Origin of the sequence: Geomonas oryzisoli (assembly GCF_018986915.1) — a bacterium.
Taxonomy (GTDB): domain Bacteria; phylum Desulfobacterota; class Desulfuromonadia; order Geobacterales; family Geobacteraceae; genus Geomonas; species Geomonas oryzisoli.
In genome coordinates this window covers 4,110,684-4,126,189 of record NZ_CP076723.1, presented here as the reverse complement: position 1 = coordinate 4,126,189, position 15,506 = coordinate 4,110,684, and the positions used below count along the sequence as shown (strand labels likewise).

Annotated in this window: 13 protein-coding genes and 1 other RNA gene; 11 read left to right on the top strand and 3 right to left on the bottom strand. The window is 60.2% G+C overall.

Annotated features, from left to right (window positions below):
• Positions 1–147 precede the first annotated feature (147 nt).
• The 3 genes from KP004_RS17885 (at position 148) to KP004_RS17875 (ending at position 3,203) form a co-directional block, all read left to right on the top strand.
• Positions 148–960 (top strand): pyruvate, water dikinase regulatory protein, encoded by an 813-nt coding sequence (locus KP004_RS17885; protein WP_216799768.1) that lies wholly within the window; start codon positions 148–150, stop codon positions 958–960.
• Between the two features lie 33 nt (positions 961–993).
• A complete protein-coding gene (locus tag KP004_RS17880; protein ID WP_183344735.1) occupies positions 994–1,668 on the top strand; it encodes a response regulator transcription factor in 675 nt (224 codons plus the stop codon).
• A gap of 161 nt (positions 1,669–1,829) precedes the next feature.
• Complete coding sequence (locus tag KP004_RS17875) at positions 1,830–3,203, top strand: DegQ family serine endoprotease (protein WP_216799767.1); 1,374 nt, start codon at positions 1,830–1,832, stop codon at positions 3,201–3,203.
• A gap of 116 nt (positions 3,204–3,319) precedes the next feature.
• On the opposite strand, the gene KP004_RS17870 is transcribed toward KP004_RS17875, so the two are convergent.
• Positions 3,320–4,324, bottom strand: coding sequence for a ribonuclease Z (locus KP004_RS17870; protein WP_216799766.1), 1,005 nt, complete (start codon positions 4,322–4,324; stop codon positions 3,320–3,322).
• A 123-nt stretch (positions 4,325–4,447) separates the two neighbouring features.
• Positions 4,448–4,630: non-coding RNA, 6S RNA (ssrS, locus tag KP004_RS17865), on the bottom strand.
• Between the two features lie 156 nt (positions 4,631–4,786).
• Between ssrS and KP004_RS21355 the strand changes: the two genes are divergently transcribed.
• From KP004_RS21355 to KP004_RS17835, 6 genes are all read left to right on the top strand, one after another.
• Positions 4,787–5,068, top strand: a complete 282-nt coding sequence (locus KP004_RS21355; protein WP_216799765.1) for a DUF507 family protein — start codon at positions 4,787–4,789, stop codon at positions 5,066–5,068.
• Positions 5,069–5,120: 52 nt separating this feature from the next.
• A complete protein-coding gene (locus KP004_RS21350; protein WP_183344743.1) occupies positions 5,121–5,393 on the top strand; it encodes a DUF507 family protein in 273 nt (90 codons plus the stop codon).
• Between the two features lie 158 nt (positions 5,394–5,551).
• A complete protein-coding gene (groES, locus tag KP004_RS17850) occupies positions 5,552–5,842 on the top strand; it encodes a co-chaperone GroES (protein ID WP_085814245.1) in 291 nt (96 codons plus the stop codon).
• A 34-nt stretch (positions 5,843–5,876) separates the two neighbouring features.
• The gene (gene groL, locus KP004_RS17845) at positions 5,877–7,529 is read left to right on the top strand and encodes a chaperonin GroEL (RefSeq protein WP_183344745.1); all 1,653 of its coding nucleotides are present in this window, start codon (positions 5,877–5,879) and stop codon (positions 7,527–7,529) included.
• A gap of 242 nt (positions 7,530–7,771) precedes the next feature.
• Complete coding sequence (locus tag KP004_RS17840; protein ID WP_216799764.1) at positions 7,772–9,460, top strand: HEAT repeat domain-containing protein; 1,689 nt, start codon at positions 7,772–7,774, stop codon at positions 9,458–9,460.
• 5 nt (positions 9,461–9,465) lie between these two features.
• Positions 9,466–10,905 carry an HD-GYP domain-containing protein gene (locus KP004_RS17835; RefSeq protein WP_216799763.1) on the top strand — a complete coding sequence of 480 codons (1,440 nt, stop codon included), beginning with the start codon at positions 9,466–9,468 and terminating at the stop codon, positions 10,903–10,905.
• Here the strand turns inward: KP004_RS17835 and KP004_RS17830 are convergent.
• The gene (locus KP004_RS17830; protein ID WP_216799762.1) at positions 10,902–11,528 is read right to left on the bottom strand and encodes a hypothetical protein; all 627 of its coding nucleotides are present in this window, start codon (positions 11,526–11,528) and stop codon (positions 10,902–10,904) included. The two genes, KP004_RS17835 and KP004_RS17830, sit on opposite strands and share 4 nt — an antisense overlap.
• Positions 11,529–11,908: 380 nt before the next feature.
• Here KP004_RS17830 and KP004_RS17825 point away from each other — a divergent pair, with 380 nt between their 5' ends.
• On the top strand, positions 11,909–13,960 hold the full coding sequence (locus tag KP004_RS17825) for a serine protein kinase PrkA (protein ID WP_216799761.1): 2,052 nt from the start codon (positions 11,909–11,911) through the stop codon (positions 13,958–13,960).
• Between the two features lie 151 nt (positions 13,961–14,111).
• Positions 14,112–15,473: a DUF444 family protein gene (locus KP004_RS17820; RefSeq protein WP_216799760.1), complete on the top strand. Its 1,362-nt coding sequence runs from the start codon at positions 14,112–14,114 to the stop codon at positions 15,471–15,473.
• Positions 15,474–15,506 lie beyond the last annotated feature (33 nt).

Below are 15,506 nucleotides of genomic sequence, written 5' to 3'. Positions count from 1 at the left end.
TCCCGCTTGTGCCGATAAGAATTTGCAGAAGCTTTTCCCATTAAATTTTAGTTTTGCCTAAAATGAAAAAACATGGTATATATCTAATGAGTTTGACGGGAATGCCGGTAAAGTCTTGGTAGAACAGCAGTTTTCGGGTGACAACGGATGTACCACGTTTATTTACTTTCTGATGCAACTGGCGAGACGGTCGAGCGGGTGGCGCGGGCCGCACTGACCCAGTTCAAGGACGTGGATGTCCGCCTGCGCCGGGTCGGGCAGATCAGGAACCGGGAAGACATCCTGAAGGCCCTGGACGAAGTCGACCGGTTCCCTGGCATCATCTTTTACACCCTGGTCAACACGGAGTTGGCGCAGTTCGTCAGGAACGAGTGCGAGGCGAGGCAGCTGGATGCGGTGGACCTGATCACCCCGCTTCTCTTCAAGCTGGCCGAGTTCCTGGAGATGAGGCCGCAGAAGCTTCCCGGCCTGCAGTATGAGATGAACTCCGAGTATTACCGCCGCATGGAGGCGGTTGATTTTACGGTGAAGCAGGACGACGGCCAGGAACCGCGCAACCTGCACAAGGCGGACATCGTCCTGATCGGCGTGTCCCGCTCCTCGAAGACGCCACTTTCCATGTACCTCGCCCATAAGGGGTACAAGGTGGCGAACGTGCCCATCATCCAGGGAATCGATCCTCCCCCCGAGTTGGAGGAGGTTGAACCGGAACGGGTGGTAGGCCTCATTATCGACACGCAGCGACTGGTCGATATCCGTTGCGCGCGGCTCAGGAATTTAAGGCAGAGCCCGCGCGGCAGTTACGCCGACTACAGGCAGGTTGAAGAGGAACTTGCCTACTGCCGGCGCTTTTACCGAGCCCACCCCGCCTGGCTGGTTATCGACGTAACCAATAAATCGGTTGAGGAGTCTGCCGCCGAGATTCTGAGCAGGCTTCATGGTGATATCAGGCACGATTAGAGGTCGACATAAATTCAAAGAGAGGGAATCAACATGAGAATCTTGGTGGTTGAAGACGAGAAGAAGGTTGCCAGCTTCATCAAGCGCGGCCTCGAAGAGGAGCAGTACGAAGTCCATACGGCGGCAGACGGCGAAGAGGGCCTCAAGCTTGCGCTGGAGAAGCCGTTCGATCTGATAGTGCTGGACTGGATGCTCCCGAAAAAGGACGGCCTTTCCGTGCTGAAGGAGCTCAGGGAGCGCAAGAACGTGACTCCCATCCTGATGCTCACCGCTAAGGACTCGGTAGAAGATATCGTGGCAGGTCTGGACTCCGGTTCCGACGACTACCTGACCAAGCCGTTCGCCTTCGCCGAGCTGCTGGCCCGCGTCCGTGCGCTGATGAGAAGGAGCGAGCTCGACCGCGGCGCGGAGATTCGTTTCGCCGACCTGCGTCTCGACCCGGTTACCCACAAGGTATGGCGCAAGGACAAGGAGATCGATCTCACCGCCAAGGAGTACGGCCTGCTCGAGTACTTCATGCGCAACCCGCACCAGGTGCTCACCAGGACCATGATCGCCGAGCACGTCTGGGATTACACCTTCGACAGCTTCACCAACATCATCGACGTCTACGTGAACTATCTGCGTAAGAAGATCGACCGTGAAGCAGACAAGAAGCTGATCCACACCGTAAGGGGCGTGGGCTACATCCTCAAAGAAGAAGAGTAGGCCCTCCCAGCGCCACACTTGCAGTCCGAACGGACCTCTCCCTGCCATTGCGGCAGTCAGAGGTCCGTTTTTTATTGTTTACGGGAGCGGCTTTTGAGGCAGGCTTGACAAAGTACAAGTGCAGTATTAGCTTTACCGTACTCAAATCCCAGGAGGTAGCCATGCAGGCAGCAATCGTAGCAAGATTTCTGGTGTTTAGCTTATTTCTCTCCTCCGTTTTCTCCACCGTCGCGGGTGCCGCGACGCTCACTCCCGACTTCGCGAAGCTCGCCAAGAAGCTCAAGCCCGCGGTAGTCAACATCAGCACTTCCAAAACCATCGCCATGAAGAAACGTCAGCATCCGGGCGGCGATCCCTTCCAGGAGTACTTCGAGAAGTTCTTCGAGGCCCCGCGCCAGCAACCTCACAAGCAGCAGAGCATGGGGTCCGGCTTCATCATCAGCGATGACGGCTACATCATCACCAACAACCACGTGGTGAAGGATGCCGACGACATCAAGGTGAAGCTCTCCGACGGCCGCGAGTACAAGGGCGAGATCAAGGGGCGCGACGACAAGCTCGACCTGGCCCTGGTCAAGATCGAGGCCAAGGCGCACCTGCCGGTGGCCCCGCTGGGCGACAGCGACAAGATGGAGGTGGGCGACTGGGTCATGGCCATCGGCAACCCCTTCGGCCTCTCCCAGACGGTCACCGCCGGCATCATCAGCGCCCAGGGGCGTGTGATCGGCAGCGGCCCCTATGATGACTTCATCCAGACCGACGCCTCCATCAACCCGGGCAACTCCGGCGGTCCGCTCTTCAACACCGACGGTGAGGTAATCGGCATCAACACGGCCATCGTGGCTGGTGGCCAGGGGATCGGCTTCGCAATCCCCATCAACATGGCCAAGGAGATCCTGCCGCAGTTGAAGGAAAGCGGCAAGGTCACCCGCGGGTGGCTCGGCGTTTCGGTGCAGATGGTGACCCAGGATCTCGCCAAGTCTTTCGGCATGGAGAGCGAGCAGGGCGCCCTGGTCGCCGAGGTGATGAAGGATAGCCCGGCCGAGAAGGCTGGCGTCAAGGGTGGCGACATCATCCTCGAGTATGACGGGCATGCCATCAAGGAGATGAGCGAGCTGCCGCGCCGGGTCGCAGCCACCCCGGTCGGCAAGAAGGTGAAGCTCGTGGTGCTGCGCGACGGGAAGCAGGTGCCGCTCCAGGTGACCATCGAGAAGCTGAAAGAGGGTGAGGATGAGGATGCCGCCGTCACCGGCGACCGGCTCGGACTGAAGGTCATCGACCTGACCCAGGAGCGTGCACAGCAGATGAGGCTGCAGGGGGAGAAAGGCGTCCTCGTTGCCGACGTGCAGGCCGACAGCATCGCCGAAAGGGCCGGCATCGTCGAGGGAGACCTGATTAGGGAGATCAACGGGGTCCGCATCGCCAGCGTCAAGGATTACAGCAAGGTGATCGCCGGCGTGAAGAAGGGCGGCTACCTGAAGATGCTGCTGAGAAGGGGCGAGGCCTCGCTTTTTGTGGCGCTCAGGATCGACTAGGCCGCAGTACCAAGTAAAGAAAGATGCGAAGGGGGACCCGGCAACCGGGTCCCCCTTTTTTTGTTGTCTCCCCTGTCCCCTCTCCCGGAGGGAGAGGGGATACTTTAAGGGGACAGTTACAGGCCGGCAAATGCCTCGCTAACCTCCCGACGCAGCTCGTCTTCGGCTCCGAGGTGTCTGGGGGAAAAGTGGAAAGGGATCACCCGTGCGGCACCCGCCTCACGTGCCAGCTCTCCCGCCTGGCGCGCTGTGAGATGGGCGCGCTCACGGGCGCGCTCGGCATCGACGTGCAGGAACACGGCCTCGATGAAGACGTAATCGGCGCCGCGCGCCAATTCTACGATGCGGCGGCGGTTGTCGGGGGTGAAGGCGGTGTCGGTGACGTAGACGATCTTTTCTCCCTGCACCACCTGCAGCACCTGCTCCCTCAGTTCCCCGATGGTAAGCCTCCGCCCCTCCGTTTGGCCGGGGAGCGCCGCCGTCACCGCGGTGTCATCCGGCTCGCCGCGCAGGACGGCACGCTTCACTTCCGATAGCCACGGCCCGACCGGAAGCCCCAGTTCGGCCAGGCGGTTTTTCATGAAGTTCACGTGCAGCTTCTCCTCGAAAGCATAAGCGAGGCAGGGGATGCTGTGCTCCAGGAAGGCGACGCGCAGGCGCAGGTTCTCCTCGTCGAGGATCACGCCGTCCTTGAAGACGAGGCTATGCTCCTCCTCCCTCGCGAAGACGCGCCGGGAGCTGAAGCGGGCCCGCTGCGCACTGCCGTCGGGATGCAACTCGGTGACGGTGATGACGAACTCGGTTGGATAACTCTGGATCAGGTTCCAGCTGTAGGAGGCGAGCCGGTGCTCGACCTGCAGCAGGATGCCGGGCGGGCCGAACAGGCGTAGCGCCATGTCGCGTCCCAGCATGATGCGCAGCATCAAGTCGAACCCGATGAAGTGGTCGATGTGGGTGTGGGAGATGCAGACGTCGCTCAAGCGCAGGATCTTGCGGGGACCGAGTCGGTGGATCTCCCCCAGGTCGAAGAGGATGGCCCTGCGGGCGAACTGGAAGTCGACGTAGACGCCGGGGTCTCCGAAGGGAGGGTTCACCAGGGTGGGGAGGAAATGGGGTGTCATGCGTGCCTCCGGAACCGTGGATGCTGGGATTGGCGAGCCACCCATTGCTATATATCCGCCGTGACCGGAGCGCAAGACGAAAAAAAGGGGACCGTCGCCGGATCCCCTAATTTACTTGGTGCAGCTCTCTCCGCCCTGTCGTTCGGTTGGGGGGCCTCACAGCGAGTTCCCATTCAGGTGGGCTCCTGTAGACCGCTTTAGGCAATTCCCGCGCAATGGGGCAGCTCACCACGGTCGAAACAGGCTCCCGTACAATAAATTATTCCGCAGGGGCGTTAATAACCTTCACGGGCACGGCAGAGAGAGCGTGTTAGTGGCTGTATTGTAGATCCGTGCTTATGAGAAATCAACCTTGTTTTCTTTAATGACAATGCCGCTCATACAGTCCCCAAAACTGTTGCAATTTTGACCGGTTGACGTACAATGCGCGGAACCGAAACCCTTTAATAAATGGGAGGCAAGATGCGTCTTAAGGAAGAACAGATCGCGCGCCTGGCGGAGAAGGTGCTGGGTGACCTGGAGTGCGCTCAACTGGTGCAGCAGAAACAGGGACGCGGCGCCGTGCTGGCCGGCATGAAGGCCGCTATCGCCAAGGACATCAAGCAGGAAGAAGACCTGGAGCGCGACGCCGAGGCGCTTTTGGAGCAGACGCTCAAGGCCGTGGGCGGCCAGGGGATCGACCGGCATAAGATGCTCAAGATGATCAAGGATAAACTGGCCAAGGAAAGGAAGATCGTTCTGTGATCGATCGCCTCGCCGGGCGCCACCAAACCGGTACGCCATCTAAGGAGAGACCATGCACATCTCGGAAGACCGCATTTCCCATATAGCGCACAAGATCTACGACAAGCTCTACAACGACGACCTCGCCGACTTCCCCGACGAACGCCGGGCGCTCGACTCGATCAAGGACTCCATATCCGGATTCTTCTCCATCATGGAACAGGTGGACCAGGCGGTGCGCGCGAAGCTCGCCTCCTACAGCCAGGCCAAGGTTCCGGGGAGCCGCGATTGGGAGATCCTGTACCAGAAGTTTTACGCCGAGGAACTGGCAAAAAGGAAGTGGTGACAAGAGGATAGCTTCACGAAAATTATTTTGCAGAGCGCCCTTGATTTTTAGGGTCATGCTGTTTATATTTAGCAGGCATTTAGCACTCAGCAGTTTTGAGTGCTAATATTTTTTTCAATATCAAGAGATCGATGCATCTCAAGAAAGGAGAGGAAAGCATGAATCTTAGACCGCTGCAGGACCGTATCATCGTTAAGAGGGTTGAGGAAGCTACCATGACCGCCGGTGGTCTGTACATCCCGGAAACCGCCAAGGAAAAGCCGCAGCAGGGCGAAGTCGTGGCAGTAGGCAACGGGAAGAGGGGCGAGGACGGCAAGGTGTACCCGATCGATCTGAAGGTGGGCGACAAGGTGCTGTTCGGCAAGTACGCAGGGAGCGAAGTGAAGCTGGAAGGCGAGGATTTCCTGATCATGCGCGAGGACGACATCCTCGGCGTTCTCGAGAAGTAATCCAATACTATAAATCTCAAGGAGGATATTTGATATGGCAGCAAAGATCATCAAATTCGACCAGGACGCACGCAACTGCATCCTTAAAGGTGTCAACACCCTGGCAGATGCGGTTAAAGTGACCCTGGGGCCTAAAGGGCGCAACGTCGTCATCGAGAAATCCTACGGCGCACCGCTCATCACCAAGGACGGCGTTACCGTCGCCAAGGAAATCGAGCTGGACGACAAGTTCGAGAACATGGGCGCACAGCTGGTGAAGGAAGTTGCCTCCAAGACCTCCGATGTCGCCGGTGACGGCACCACCACTGCAACTGTGCTCGCACAGGCCATCTACCGTCAGGGCGCGAAGCTGGTCGCTGCCGGCCACAACCCGATGGAGATCAAGCGCGGTCTGGACCAGGCCGTCGAAGTGCTGGTCGCCGAACTGAAGAACATCTCCAAGCCGATCAAGGACCACAAGGAAATCGCACAGGTCGGCACCATCTCCGCCAACAACGACAAGACCATCGGCGACATCATCGCACAGGCCATGGAGAAGGTCGGCAAGGAAGGGGTCATCACCGTCGAGGAAGCCAAGGCGATGGAGACCACCCTTGAGACCGTCGAGGGCATGCAGTTTGACCGCGGCTACCTCTCTCCGTACTTCGTGACCGATCCGGAGCGCATGGAAGCGGCCATGGACAACGTCGCCATCCTGATCCACGACAAGAAGATCTCCAACATGAAGGACCTCCTCCCGGTGCTCGAGCAGACCGCCAAGTCCGGCCGCCCGCTGCTCATCATCGCCGAGGACATCGAGGGCGAGGCGCTGGCCACCCTGGTGGTCAACAAGCTGCGCGGCGTCCTGAACGTCTGCGCCGTCAAGGCCCCGGGCTTCGGCGACCGCCGCAAGGCCATGCTGGAAGACATCGCCATCCTGACCGGCGGCAAGGTGATCTCCGAGGAAGTCGGTTTCAGGCTCGAGAACACCACCATCGACATGCTGGGTAACGCCAAGAAGATCACCGTCGACAAGGACAACACCACCATCATCGACGGCTACGGTGCCGAGGCCGACATCCAGGGCCGCGTCAAGATGATCCGTGCCCAGATCGAAGAGACCACCTCGGACTACGACCGCGAGAAGCTCCAGGAGCGTCTGGCGAAACTCGTAGGCGGCGTTGCCGTGATCAAGGTCGGCGCTGCTACCGAAATCGAGATGAAGGAGAAGAAGGCACGCGTCGAGGACGCTCTGCACGCAACCCGTGCGGCTGTCGACGAGGGCATCGTCCCTGGCGGCGGCGTCGCTTACCTGCGCGCTCTGAAGGTGCTGGACAACCTCGAGCTCGCTCCGGAGCAGCAGTTCGGCGTCAACGTGATCAAGCGCGCCCTCGAGGAGCCGATCCGTCAGATCGCACAGAACGCAGGCGTCGACGGCTCCATCGTCGTTGACAAGGTGAAAGGCGGCCAGGAGGCCTTCGGCTACAACGCAGCCGATGACGTCTACGTCGACATGATCCAGGCCGGCATCATCGACCCGACCAAGGTCTCCAGGAGCGCTCTGCAGAACGCCGCTTCCGTTGCCGGTCTCATGATGACCACCGAGGCTATGATCGCTGACAAGCCGAGGGATGAGTCCGCTATGCCGGCGATGCCGGGTGGCATGGGCGGCATGGGTGGCATGGGCGGCATGGGCGGCATGATGTAAGCCCTGCAGTCCCCAAGCAGCAACCAAAGGGAGTCGGCCTCAGGCCGGCTCCCTTTTTTTTATGCCTCCGCTTTTATTAAGCCATACGGCGGGAGCGCCTCTCCTAAGGGGCTCTCTTTACATAAGGTGAGGGAAAGCGTATGCTTACGCCGGTGTGCATGATGCTGAAGGCTCATGAAGCAACCGGGATAGGCTAGGGCGGTCTGAGTGGATGGAACCACCACCGCAGGCGAGGGCGAAGCATGATCGAACAGGCAGTCGAGCAACCGGAGGTCGGCAAGGAAGAACTGGCCTCGGTCACCCAAATCATCCTCGCGATGCTCAAGACGTCGAAGGCCCTCAGGATCTACCTGCCCAACAACCCGGTGCTGATCGGTTTCATCTCGGACCTCGGCACCAGGATGACGGTGCATCTGGCGCGTTACGGGGAGCTCTCCCTCGATGTGGAGCAGTTCGCCCTGCGCTACCACGGCGCGCTGGTCTACGAGAACAAGGACCCCAAGGAGAGCCTGGCCAGCCGGCTTCACGCCGACGGCATAAGAACCCTGTTCTTCGACCAGGGGGTGGAATCGGCAGAGATCGTGGCCTTTCTCGGGGTGGTCGGATTCGAGCGTTCCAGCAGCGACGACGACGTGGTGACGCAGCTTTGGGAGCGCAACCTCCAGCACATCGGTTACCTCACCGAGGACGACTTCAGCGACCCCTATCTGATACAGCAAGCCGACGATGCGCTCCAGCAGCGGGATGCCCTGGAGCGGATCCGGCAGGCGCTCGTTGAACAGCCCCCCGCTGCACCAAGGATGATTCCGAAGCACCTGCTCATGCTGAGCGCCGAGGAGGAGGCGTGGCTGCGTAAGGCCGTCGAGGTCGAGGGCCGCTGCAACGGACTCGATGACGTGATCAGGATCCACGCCGCTATCCTAGGCGAGATCCAGGAACCGGAGCTTTTCGCGGACTTCACCGCCATCCTGGGGAACCTGACCGTCAACTTGGTGGTGGCCGGCGACATAGCGCACGCACTCCAGCTTGCGCGCTTCATGGACCGTCTGCAAAAGCTGCCGACGACCGCTGCGGAACAGCGGCAGCAGTTGGCTGCCGCACTGGCCGGGGTACTCTCGGGCTCGACCGTGGATGTGCTCAAGGTGGCACTGGACAGTGCCGAGGCGGTGATAGATTACGTGCAGTTGAAGGAGCTGTTGCTGATACTGGGCATCCCTTCGCTCGCGGCGATCTGCGAGCTGCTCGGGCGGGTGGAGAAGCTCAAGGTGCGCAAGCTGATCGTGGAGGTCCTGGTGGAGCTGGGGGGGGAGAACCCTGCGGTATTCGAACCCTTTCTCAGCGATCCGCGTTGGTACCTGGTGCGCAACGTGGTGCTGATACTTTCCCTAATCGGGACCCCGGCGGCGCTAAAGATGATTCTCGGGCTGATCTCGCATCGGGAGCCGCGCATCCGGCGCGAAGTGCTTGGCTTTTTGGAACGTACCGCCGATGCCAAGGCCAAGACCTACCTGCTGAAGTACCTGAGGGACGACTCGAGCGCATTGCGGGTCAAGGCGCTCCAGGTGCTTACCCGGGAGAGGCTTCCCTTCGCGCTGAAACCCATCGTTGCGCTGGCCGGGGCCGAAGATTTCCAGGAGCGCCCTTTCGAGGAGAAGAAAGAGATCTTCCTGGCGCTGGGTGAGCTGGGACAGGAGAGCGTACTCCCCATGCTGCGCGAACAGCTCATGAAGCGGTACTGGTTCCAGAAGGGGAATGAGAAGGAAAGCGTGCAGCTTGCGGCCCTGGGGCTGGGACGGATCCGCAGCAGTTCGGCCCTGCAGCTCCTGAAAGAGGCGCGCGATCAGAAAAAGGGAGGCGAGCTGAGGTCCATCCTGGACCAGGCCATCGCTTCCCATGCATTCCGGGAAAAAACCCCGGGTAGGACGAGGTGAGCGCCATGGCGCTTGAGATGGATCGGCAACCTGTGGGAGACGAGTTGGCGCGGCTGGGCAAGACCCTGGTGTCGCACTTATTCGTCCTGCTCAAGAGCTCGGTAAATTACGGCGCCGGCCACGCGGCGATCGTGCAGCGGGTCGGGAACCTCCTCGAGGTGGTGCGGGCGATCACCGGGAAGGATGAAGATGCCTCCCTGATCTTCAAGGGGGGGCATCTCTACCTTGGCGACCTCCGGCTCAGGCCGGACATTGCCAGTTTCGAGGGACCCCGCTACATCACGGAGCTGATGCGGCGCCATCACCTGGGGAGGATCACCTTCGGCCCGGGCGTCACCAGCGCAGACCTGCAGCGTTTCGTGTACCTGCTGCAGGAGCCTCAGGAGGACGAGACGGAGTGTTTCCAGCGGTTGCTGGAGGCGGTGCAGCAAAGGGGAATCGGCAATCTGGAGCTCGACCTGCTGCGCGAGGACGAGGTGCTGACCATAACGCCGCAGCTCAGGCGGGCCCGGGCGGCCGGGGACAAGGTCCGGCCGCTGTACCGTAAGCTCCTTTCCACCATGGACGAGGTGGCGGCCGAGGTGGCATCCGGGCGCAGGCTGCGTCTGAGGGAATCCAAGCGCGTGGTGCAGCAGATCATCGACCTGCTCTACACCCACGAGGCCGACCTTTTGGGGCTCAGCACCATGCGCTCCCATGACAGTTCGTCGCAGCATCACGCCGCCAACGTCTGCATCCTCTCGCTATTGATGGGCAAACGGCTGGGGATGAACAGATTCCATCTCTGTGAGCTGGGGCTTGCCGCTTTGTTCCACGACATCGGCAACTGCGACGTCCCCGGTGCGATCCTGGATAAGCCGGGCGAGCTTTCGAACGAGGAACGGCAGGTGATGGAAAAGCATCCGCTATACGGGGTGAGGAAGGTGATGAAGCTGAAGGGGCTCGACGATCTCACGGCACGCATCGTGACCGGCATCTTCGAGCATCACCTGATGGCGGACTTCTCCGGTTACCCGCGTCTGGGGTACCGGAAGCTGGGACTGCTGGGGCGGATCATAAGCATTGCCGACAGCTACGACGGGCTTACCTCCTCGCGGGTCAGCGGCCGGACCGCCTATCCCCCCCACAAAGCCCTCAGGGTGATGCTGTCGCAAAGCGGCAAGTCCTACGACCAGGCGCTCCTGAAGGTGTTCGTCAGTTGCGTGGGGATCCACCCGGTCGGGTCGCTGCTGCTTCTGGACGACAAGGATATCGCGGTGGTGGTGGGGAACAGCGAGGATCCGGCCCAGTGGGACAACCCGTTGGTGCGCATCATCGCAGACCGCGAGGGGCGCGAGACGGAGGGGGGAGAGGTGATCGCCCTAGGCTCCCCCGGCTCCCCCCAAACCATCAGCGCTGTTTTGGATCCTTACCTCTATGACCTTGACGTGAGCAGGTACTTCTAGAAATAAAAAACTGTAAGACGTGGCTCGTTGGCTACAGACGCCTCATCTATCTGCATTAGCCCCGGTACGGTGGTCGTATAATCGTTCTCTTGCCTCAGACGTACCTGAAAGTTGGCGAGACCCTGTCGTTGAGCTTCCACCATGAGGGAGGTGACGGGGATGTCAATACGATGAGTTGCATCATTGATAGAAATCGGTGGCGTTATGCTGGTAACCACGATGGGTGGGAGGTCGAAGTATGCGGCTTCGAGCGGTGGGCCGAAAGAGACCAGTTCCACGCTAATAGGTATCGTGTCTAGAGGAGTTAACGGGTCCACGCTTTTTACGACAAAACTGAGTGTGGCCGAGCTTATTAACGCGTCACCGGGTATTGTTGTCAGCGGGAAGTGGAGGAAGGACCGGTAAATATCACCAGTATCGGGGTCGACCCCGGCATATATACCGGTAACAGTGTCTGCAAATGTAGGGGGATTCAGGACACCACCCACATCGACAATTTCTCCATCCAAAGCTACGTCGCTCGGTATCACTTCCCGGAACAGCGGGCGATCTTCTCCTCCTCCGCATCCCGCCAGGGCAACAAGCACCGCTGCCAGCACCAGCCACAAAATTCTCCTCTTCATGTAAGCCTCCTTTTCTTCATCCCAATTAAAAGCCTTCCCGGACCGGGACCAGCAAATGGTACCAGAGGATAGGAAATTTTAAAGCGAAGCGCAAGCCGTGGACTCCACGGCCGTTTCATCCCGCCCCCGGCATAATACCTCTCCTCCCCGGTTGCAGAAACGAAAGCTCCCGGTACAATCAACTTGCTAAATTTCTAATGTATTCGCAGCAGTATCGCTGTTTAATTCTGCCCGAAACGCCCCTGCCCCTGCCGGAGCGGCCCAAAGAGCCTCAACGGTAAAGCCTTTGCAAAAGTAAAGGGAGGGGGGGTATAATTTTTTTTGGATGTCAAAATCAATTAAAACGAAGACCGCAGCTTAATAACACGCGGAGGGAAACCATGACTGCCAAGAACGAAACGCTCCGTCAACACCTGGCCGCCGTCAAGGCGGGAGAAAGGGTTTTCGAGAATGCCTTCCAGGGGATCATTCGGATGATCCTGGAGCCGGGTTTCGAGAAGGTCGTCGTCAACGGCAAAACGACCTATGACTTCAACATCTTCCGAACCGGACGCAAGCACACAATCGGCATGTACGACGAGATCAACAGCTTCGTCTCGTTCGTGAAGGACGCTGCCGAGGGTGGTTCCAGTAAGGAGATGGCGTTCGTGCTGGTCGGCGAGCCCGGCAACGGCAAGACTTTCTTCGTGGAGTTCCTCTGCGGCAAGTACCGGAATTTCCTGCAGGGGCGCAACCGCAAGTACAGCTTCCGGTTCCTCAACATGGACCAGCTGGGCAACTACGGCAGGATCCGGGAGATCGATTCGGAGACCTACGAAGATCCCATGATCCTGGCCATGAACCTCTTCGATGATCCGGAGGAAAGTCGCCGCTTCATCGGGGAACAGGGGTTCTCGGACGCCGAGATCGAAACGCTGTACCGGAACTACCGCCCCCTGGGCGCGAGCACCGGCTACATCCTGAACGAAATCAGGCAGTACCACGATAACGACATCGAGAAGGTCCTGGAGAGTATCGCCATCCTGCCGGTACCGATGAGCGAGAGCCTGGGGACCCTCACCGGCAAGTATCCGGCCAAGGACAAGATCACCTCGTCCGCCGTGGACCTGCTCGGCGAGGAATCGATCCAGCGCCTCTTGCACCTCTCCGACACCAACAACCCGTACCGCTTCGACCTGCGCCGCGGCGCGCTGGCCCGCGTGGCGGGAGGCGGCGTCCACTTCTCGGACGAGATCTTCAAGAACAAGAAGGACCTGGTGCAGGTCTACCTGGGCGTGATCCAGAACCGGGCCATCGAGATCGACGGTTACAAGTGGCCCATCGACTCCATGATCATCGCCACCAGCAACAACTCCGAGTTCAACCGCTTCCTCGCGGAGAAGGAGGAGGCGCCGATCGTGGACCGCTGCAGGATCTGCTACGTCTCGCACAACACCAACTATCGCATGCAGGAAGGGCTCACCGCCTACGCCATCGGCGGCGAATCGAAGACCACCCTTACCAAGGAAGTGTTGCATCAGGACCCGAACCTCAACTATGCGGCCTCGGTAGGGGTGGTGCTCACCAGGCTCCCCCGGTCCGAGAAGCTGACCCCGATCGAGACCATGAAGCTTGCCGCCGGCGAGGTGGCCGGCGAGAAGAGCATCAAGGCGCTCGCCGAGGTGATCGATACCCTGGGGCAGGAGCCCGACATCACCAAGCGCTTCGGGCAGCGCGGCTTGGGGCACAGAAGCCTCGGCCGCAGTATCCAGATCCTCAAGGAGAGCTCCGAGACCAACGAGGGGCGCTGCATGGTGGCCTACGACGTCTTCAGGAGCCTGGAGCGGGTCGTGCTCGACTACGTGGTGGAACCCAACGAGCGGGCGAAATACCTGGAAGACCTGAAGACCGGCAAGAAGCTTTACCGGGAACGGATCATGACCGAGATGTTCAACGCCTACATGGATGAACCGTTCGCCATCAAGAAGGACGTGCAGAACTACGTCAACATGATCATCGGCATCGATGCCGAGAACCTGGGACCGGACCGGATGTGGAAGTATAAAGACCCCCAGACCGGCGAGCTGAAGGCCCTCAAGATCGACGAACGTTACGTGAAGAGCGTCGAGGAGCGCATAGGTCTTAAGACCGAGGAGCAGCGCGCCTCCTTCCGTACCTCGATCAGGAAGATCTACGGTCAGAAGATCTCGGTCGACCCGAGCTACGACTTCATGGACAACCTGGAACTGGTCAAGGCGGTCACCGACGTGCGGCTCAAATCGGACATCGCCGGCGCCGGTAGCCTGATCGGGGCGCTCGCCAACCGGACCAACGAGGAAAACCAGAAGCTCTACGACCGGATGATCGTGACCATGCTGGGGAAACTCGGCTACTGCCGCACCTGTGCACAGAAGACCATCGAGTATTTCTGCACGCAGGAGGATGAGAGCTAGCAGCGGCGCCTGTTCGCGGTGAGGGGGGGCGACTGATTATTCGCCCCTACAGAGGCCGCGTCTTTGGCAGATTGTTGTGGGCAATGGTGGAAGAGCAATGACCGTAGGGGCGAATAATCATTCGCCCGCCTTTTAAAAGGCCGACGATGCCATGAAAGATCCCGAGAAATACCTCGAACAACTGAAGGCCAAGGGGCTGGACCCCGAACGCGAGGCGCGCTTTCGCGAGGAGCTGGCGGGAGCGCGGGAAATCTCCGTCTCCGACCGGCGCGGACCTTTCCCCGACTTCTCCCGCGGCCTCTACGCCTGGCATGACCTGGCGGTGCTGCAGGACCAGGAGCGGGTCCCCAACCCCTACCAGCTGCACATGAAGGCGCTGGACGAGCTCCTGGAGCGGGACCGGCAGCGCGAGAAGGACGGCTTCCCCCGCAAGATCAGGGTGGGAAGGCTGATCAAGCCGGGCAAGGGGGGCAAGGGAAAGATCGTGGTGGTCCCCTCCACTGAGGAGGAGAAGTTCCTGCACGACCCGACCATCCGTCCTCCAGGCGAGGGTGGCTCTACCGGAGGCAGCGGCAAGGGGGAAGAAGGCGAGGTCATCGGCGAGCAGAAGGTGCGCGAAACCGGCGAGGAACCCGGGCAGGGGCCGGGACAGGGTGAGGGGGAAGCCCACGAAATGGGCGCTTCGGCATACGAACTGGGACGGGTGCTCACCGAACAGTTCCAGCTCCCCAACCTGAAGGAAAAGGGGAAGAAGCGCTCCTTCACCCGCTACATCTACGACCTCACCGACCGCAACCGGGGCTCAGGCCAGGTGCTGGACAAGAAGGCGACCCTCAGGAAGATCGTGGAAACCAACATCTCGCTGGGGAACCTGCCCGATCCCGCCGACATGGACCCGACCCGGTTCCTGATCTCGCCGAGGGACAAGGTGTACCGCATCTTTTCCCAGGAGAAGGATTACGAGCCGCAGGCGATGGTGTTCTTCCTGCGCGACTACTCAGGTTCCATGGCGGGCAAGGTCACCGAGCTGGTGGCGACCCAGCACGTGATGATCTACAGCTGGCTGCTGTACCAGTACGCCGGGCAGGTGGAGTCCCGCTTCATCCTGCACGACACCGAGGCGAAAGAAGTGCCCGACTTCGACACCTACTATAACTCCCGGGTAGCCGGGGGGACCGAGGTGGCGAGCGCCTACAAGCTGGTGAACGAGATCGTCGAGAAGGAGAACCTGGCGGCGGACTACAACATCTACGTCTTCCACGGCACCGACGGCGACGATTGGGACACCGGCGGCGACAAGTCGATCCCTGAGCTGGTCAAGATCCTCACCTACGTGAGCCGCATGGGGGTCACCATCGCCGAGCACGCGGGGACGCAGTGGACCGAGGTGGCGCGCTACCTGGAAAACTCCGGGCTGCTGCGCGACAAGCCGGACCTTTTGCGCATGGACATCATGCACGAGGACGCCGAGGAGGCCCGGGTGATCGAGGGGATCAAGAGGCTCATCTCTTAACCGTCGCCTTCCTCTGGCGAGCCTCCCCCCGGA

Excerpts from the sequence above, each read along its gene's own strand:
- KP004_RS17870 (WP_216799766.1), bottom strand. The coding sequence starts at position 4,324 with ATGACACCCCATTTCCTCCCCACCCTGGTGAACCCTCCCTTCGGAGAC.
- KP004_RS21355 (WP_216799765.1), top strand. The coding sequence starts at position 4,787 with ATGCGTCTTAAGGAAGAACAGATCGCGCGCCTGGCGGAGAAGGTGCTG.
- KP004_RS17830 (WP_216799762.1), bottom strand. The coding sequence starts at position 11,528 with ATGAAGAGGAGAATTTTGTGGCTGGTGCTGGCAGCGGTGCTTGTTGCC.
- KP004_RS17880 (WP_183344735.1), top strand. The coding sequence starts at position 994 with ATGAGAATCTTGGTGGTTGAAGACGAGAAGAAGGTTGCCAGCTTCATC.
- KP004_RS17840 (WP_216799764.1), top strand. The coding sequence starts at position 7,772 with ATGATCGAACAGGCAGTCGAGCAACCGGAGGTCGGCAAGGAAGAACTG.
- KP004_RS17875 (WP_216799767.1), top strand. The coding sequence starts at position 1,830 with ATGCAGGCAGCAATCGTAGCAAGATTTCTGGTGTTTAGCTTATTTCTC.
- KP004_RS17820 (WP_216799760.1), top strand. The coding sequence starts at position 14,112 with ATGAAAGATCCCGAGAAATACCTCGAACAACTGAAGGCCAAGGGGCTG.
- groL (WP_183344745.1), top strand. The coding sequence starts at position 5,877 with ATGGCAGCAAAGATCATCAAATTCGACCAGGACGCACGCAACTGCATC.
- KP004_RS17885 (WP_216799768.1), top strand. The coding sequence starts at position 148 with ATGTACCACGTTTATTTACTTTCTGATGCAACTGGCGAGACGGTCGAG.
- groES (WP_085814245.1), top strand. The coding sequence starts at position 5,552 with ATGAATCTTAGACCGCTGCAGGACCGTATCATCGTTAAGAGGGTTGAG.
- KP004_RS21350 (WP_183344743.1), top strand. The coding sequence starts at position 5,121 with ATGCACATCTCGGAAGACCGCATTTCCCATATAGCGCACAAGATCTAC.
- KP004_RS17825 (WP_216799761.1), top strand. The coding sequence starts at position 11,909 with ATGACTGCCAAGAACGAAACGCTCCGTCAACACCTGGCCGCCGTCAAG.
- KP004_RS17835 (WP_216799763.1), top strand. The coding sequence starts at position 9,466 with ATGGCGCTTGAGATGGATCGGCAACCTGTGGGAGACGAGTTGGCGCGG.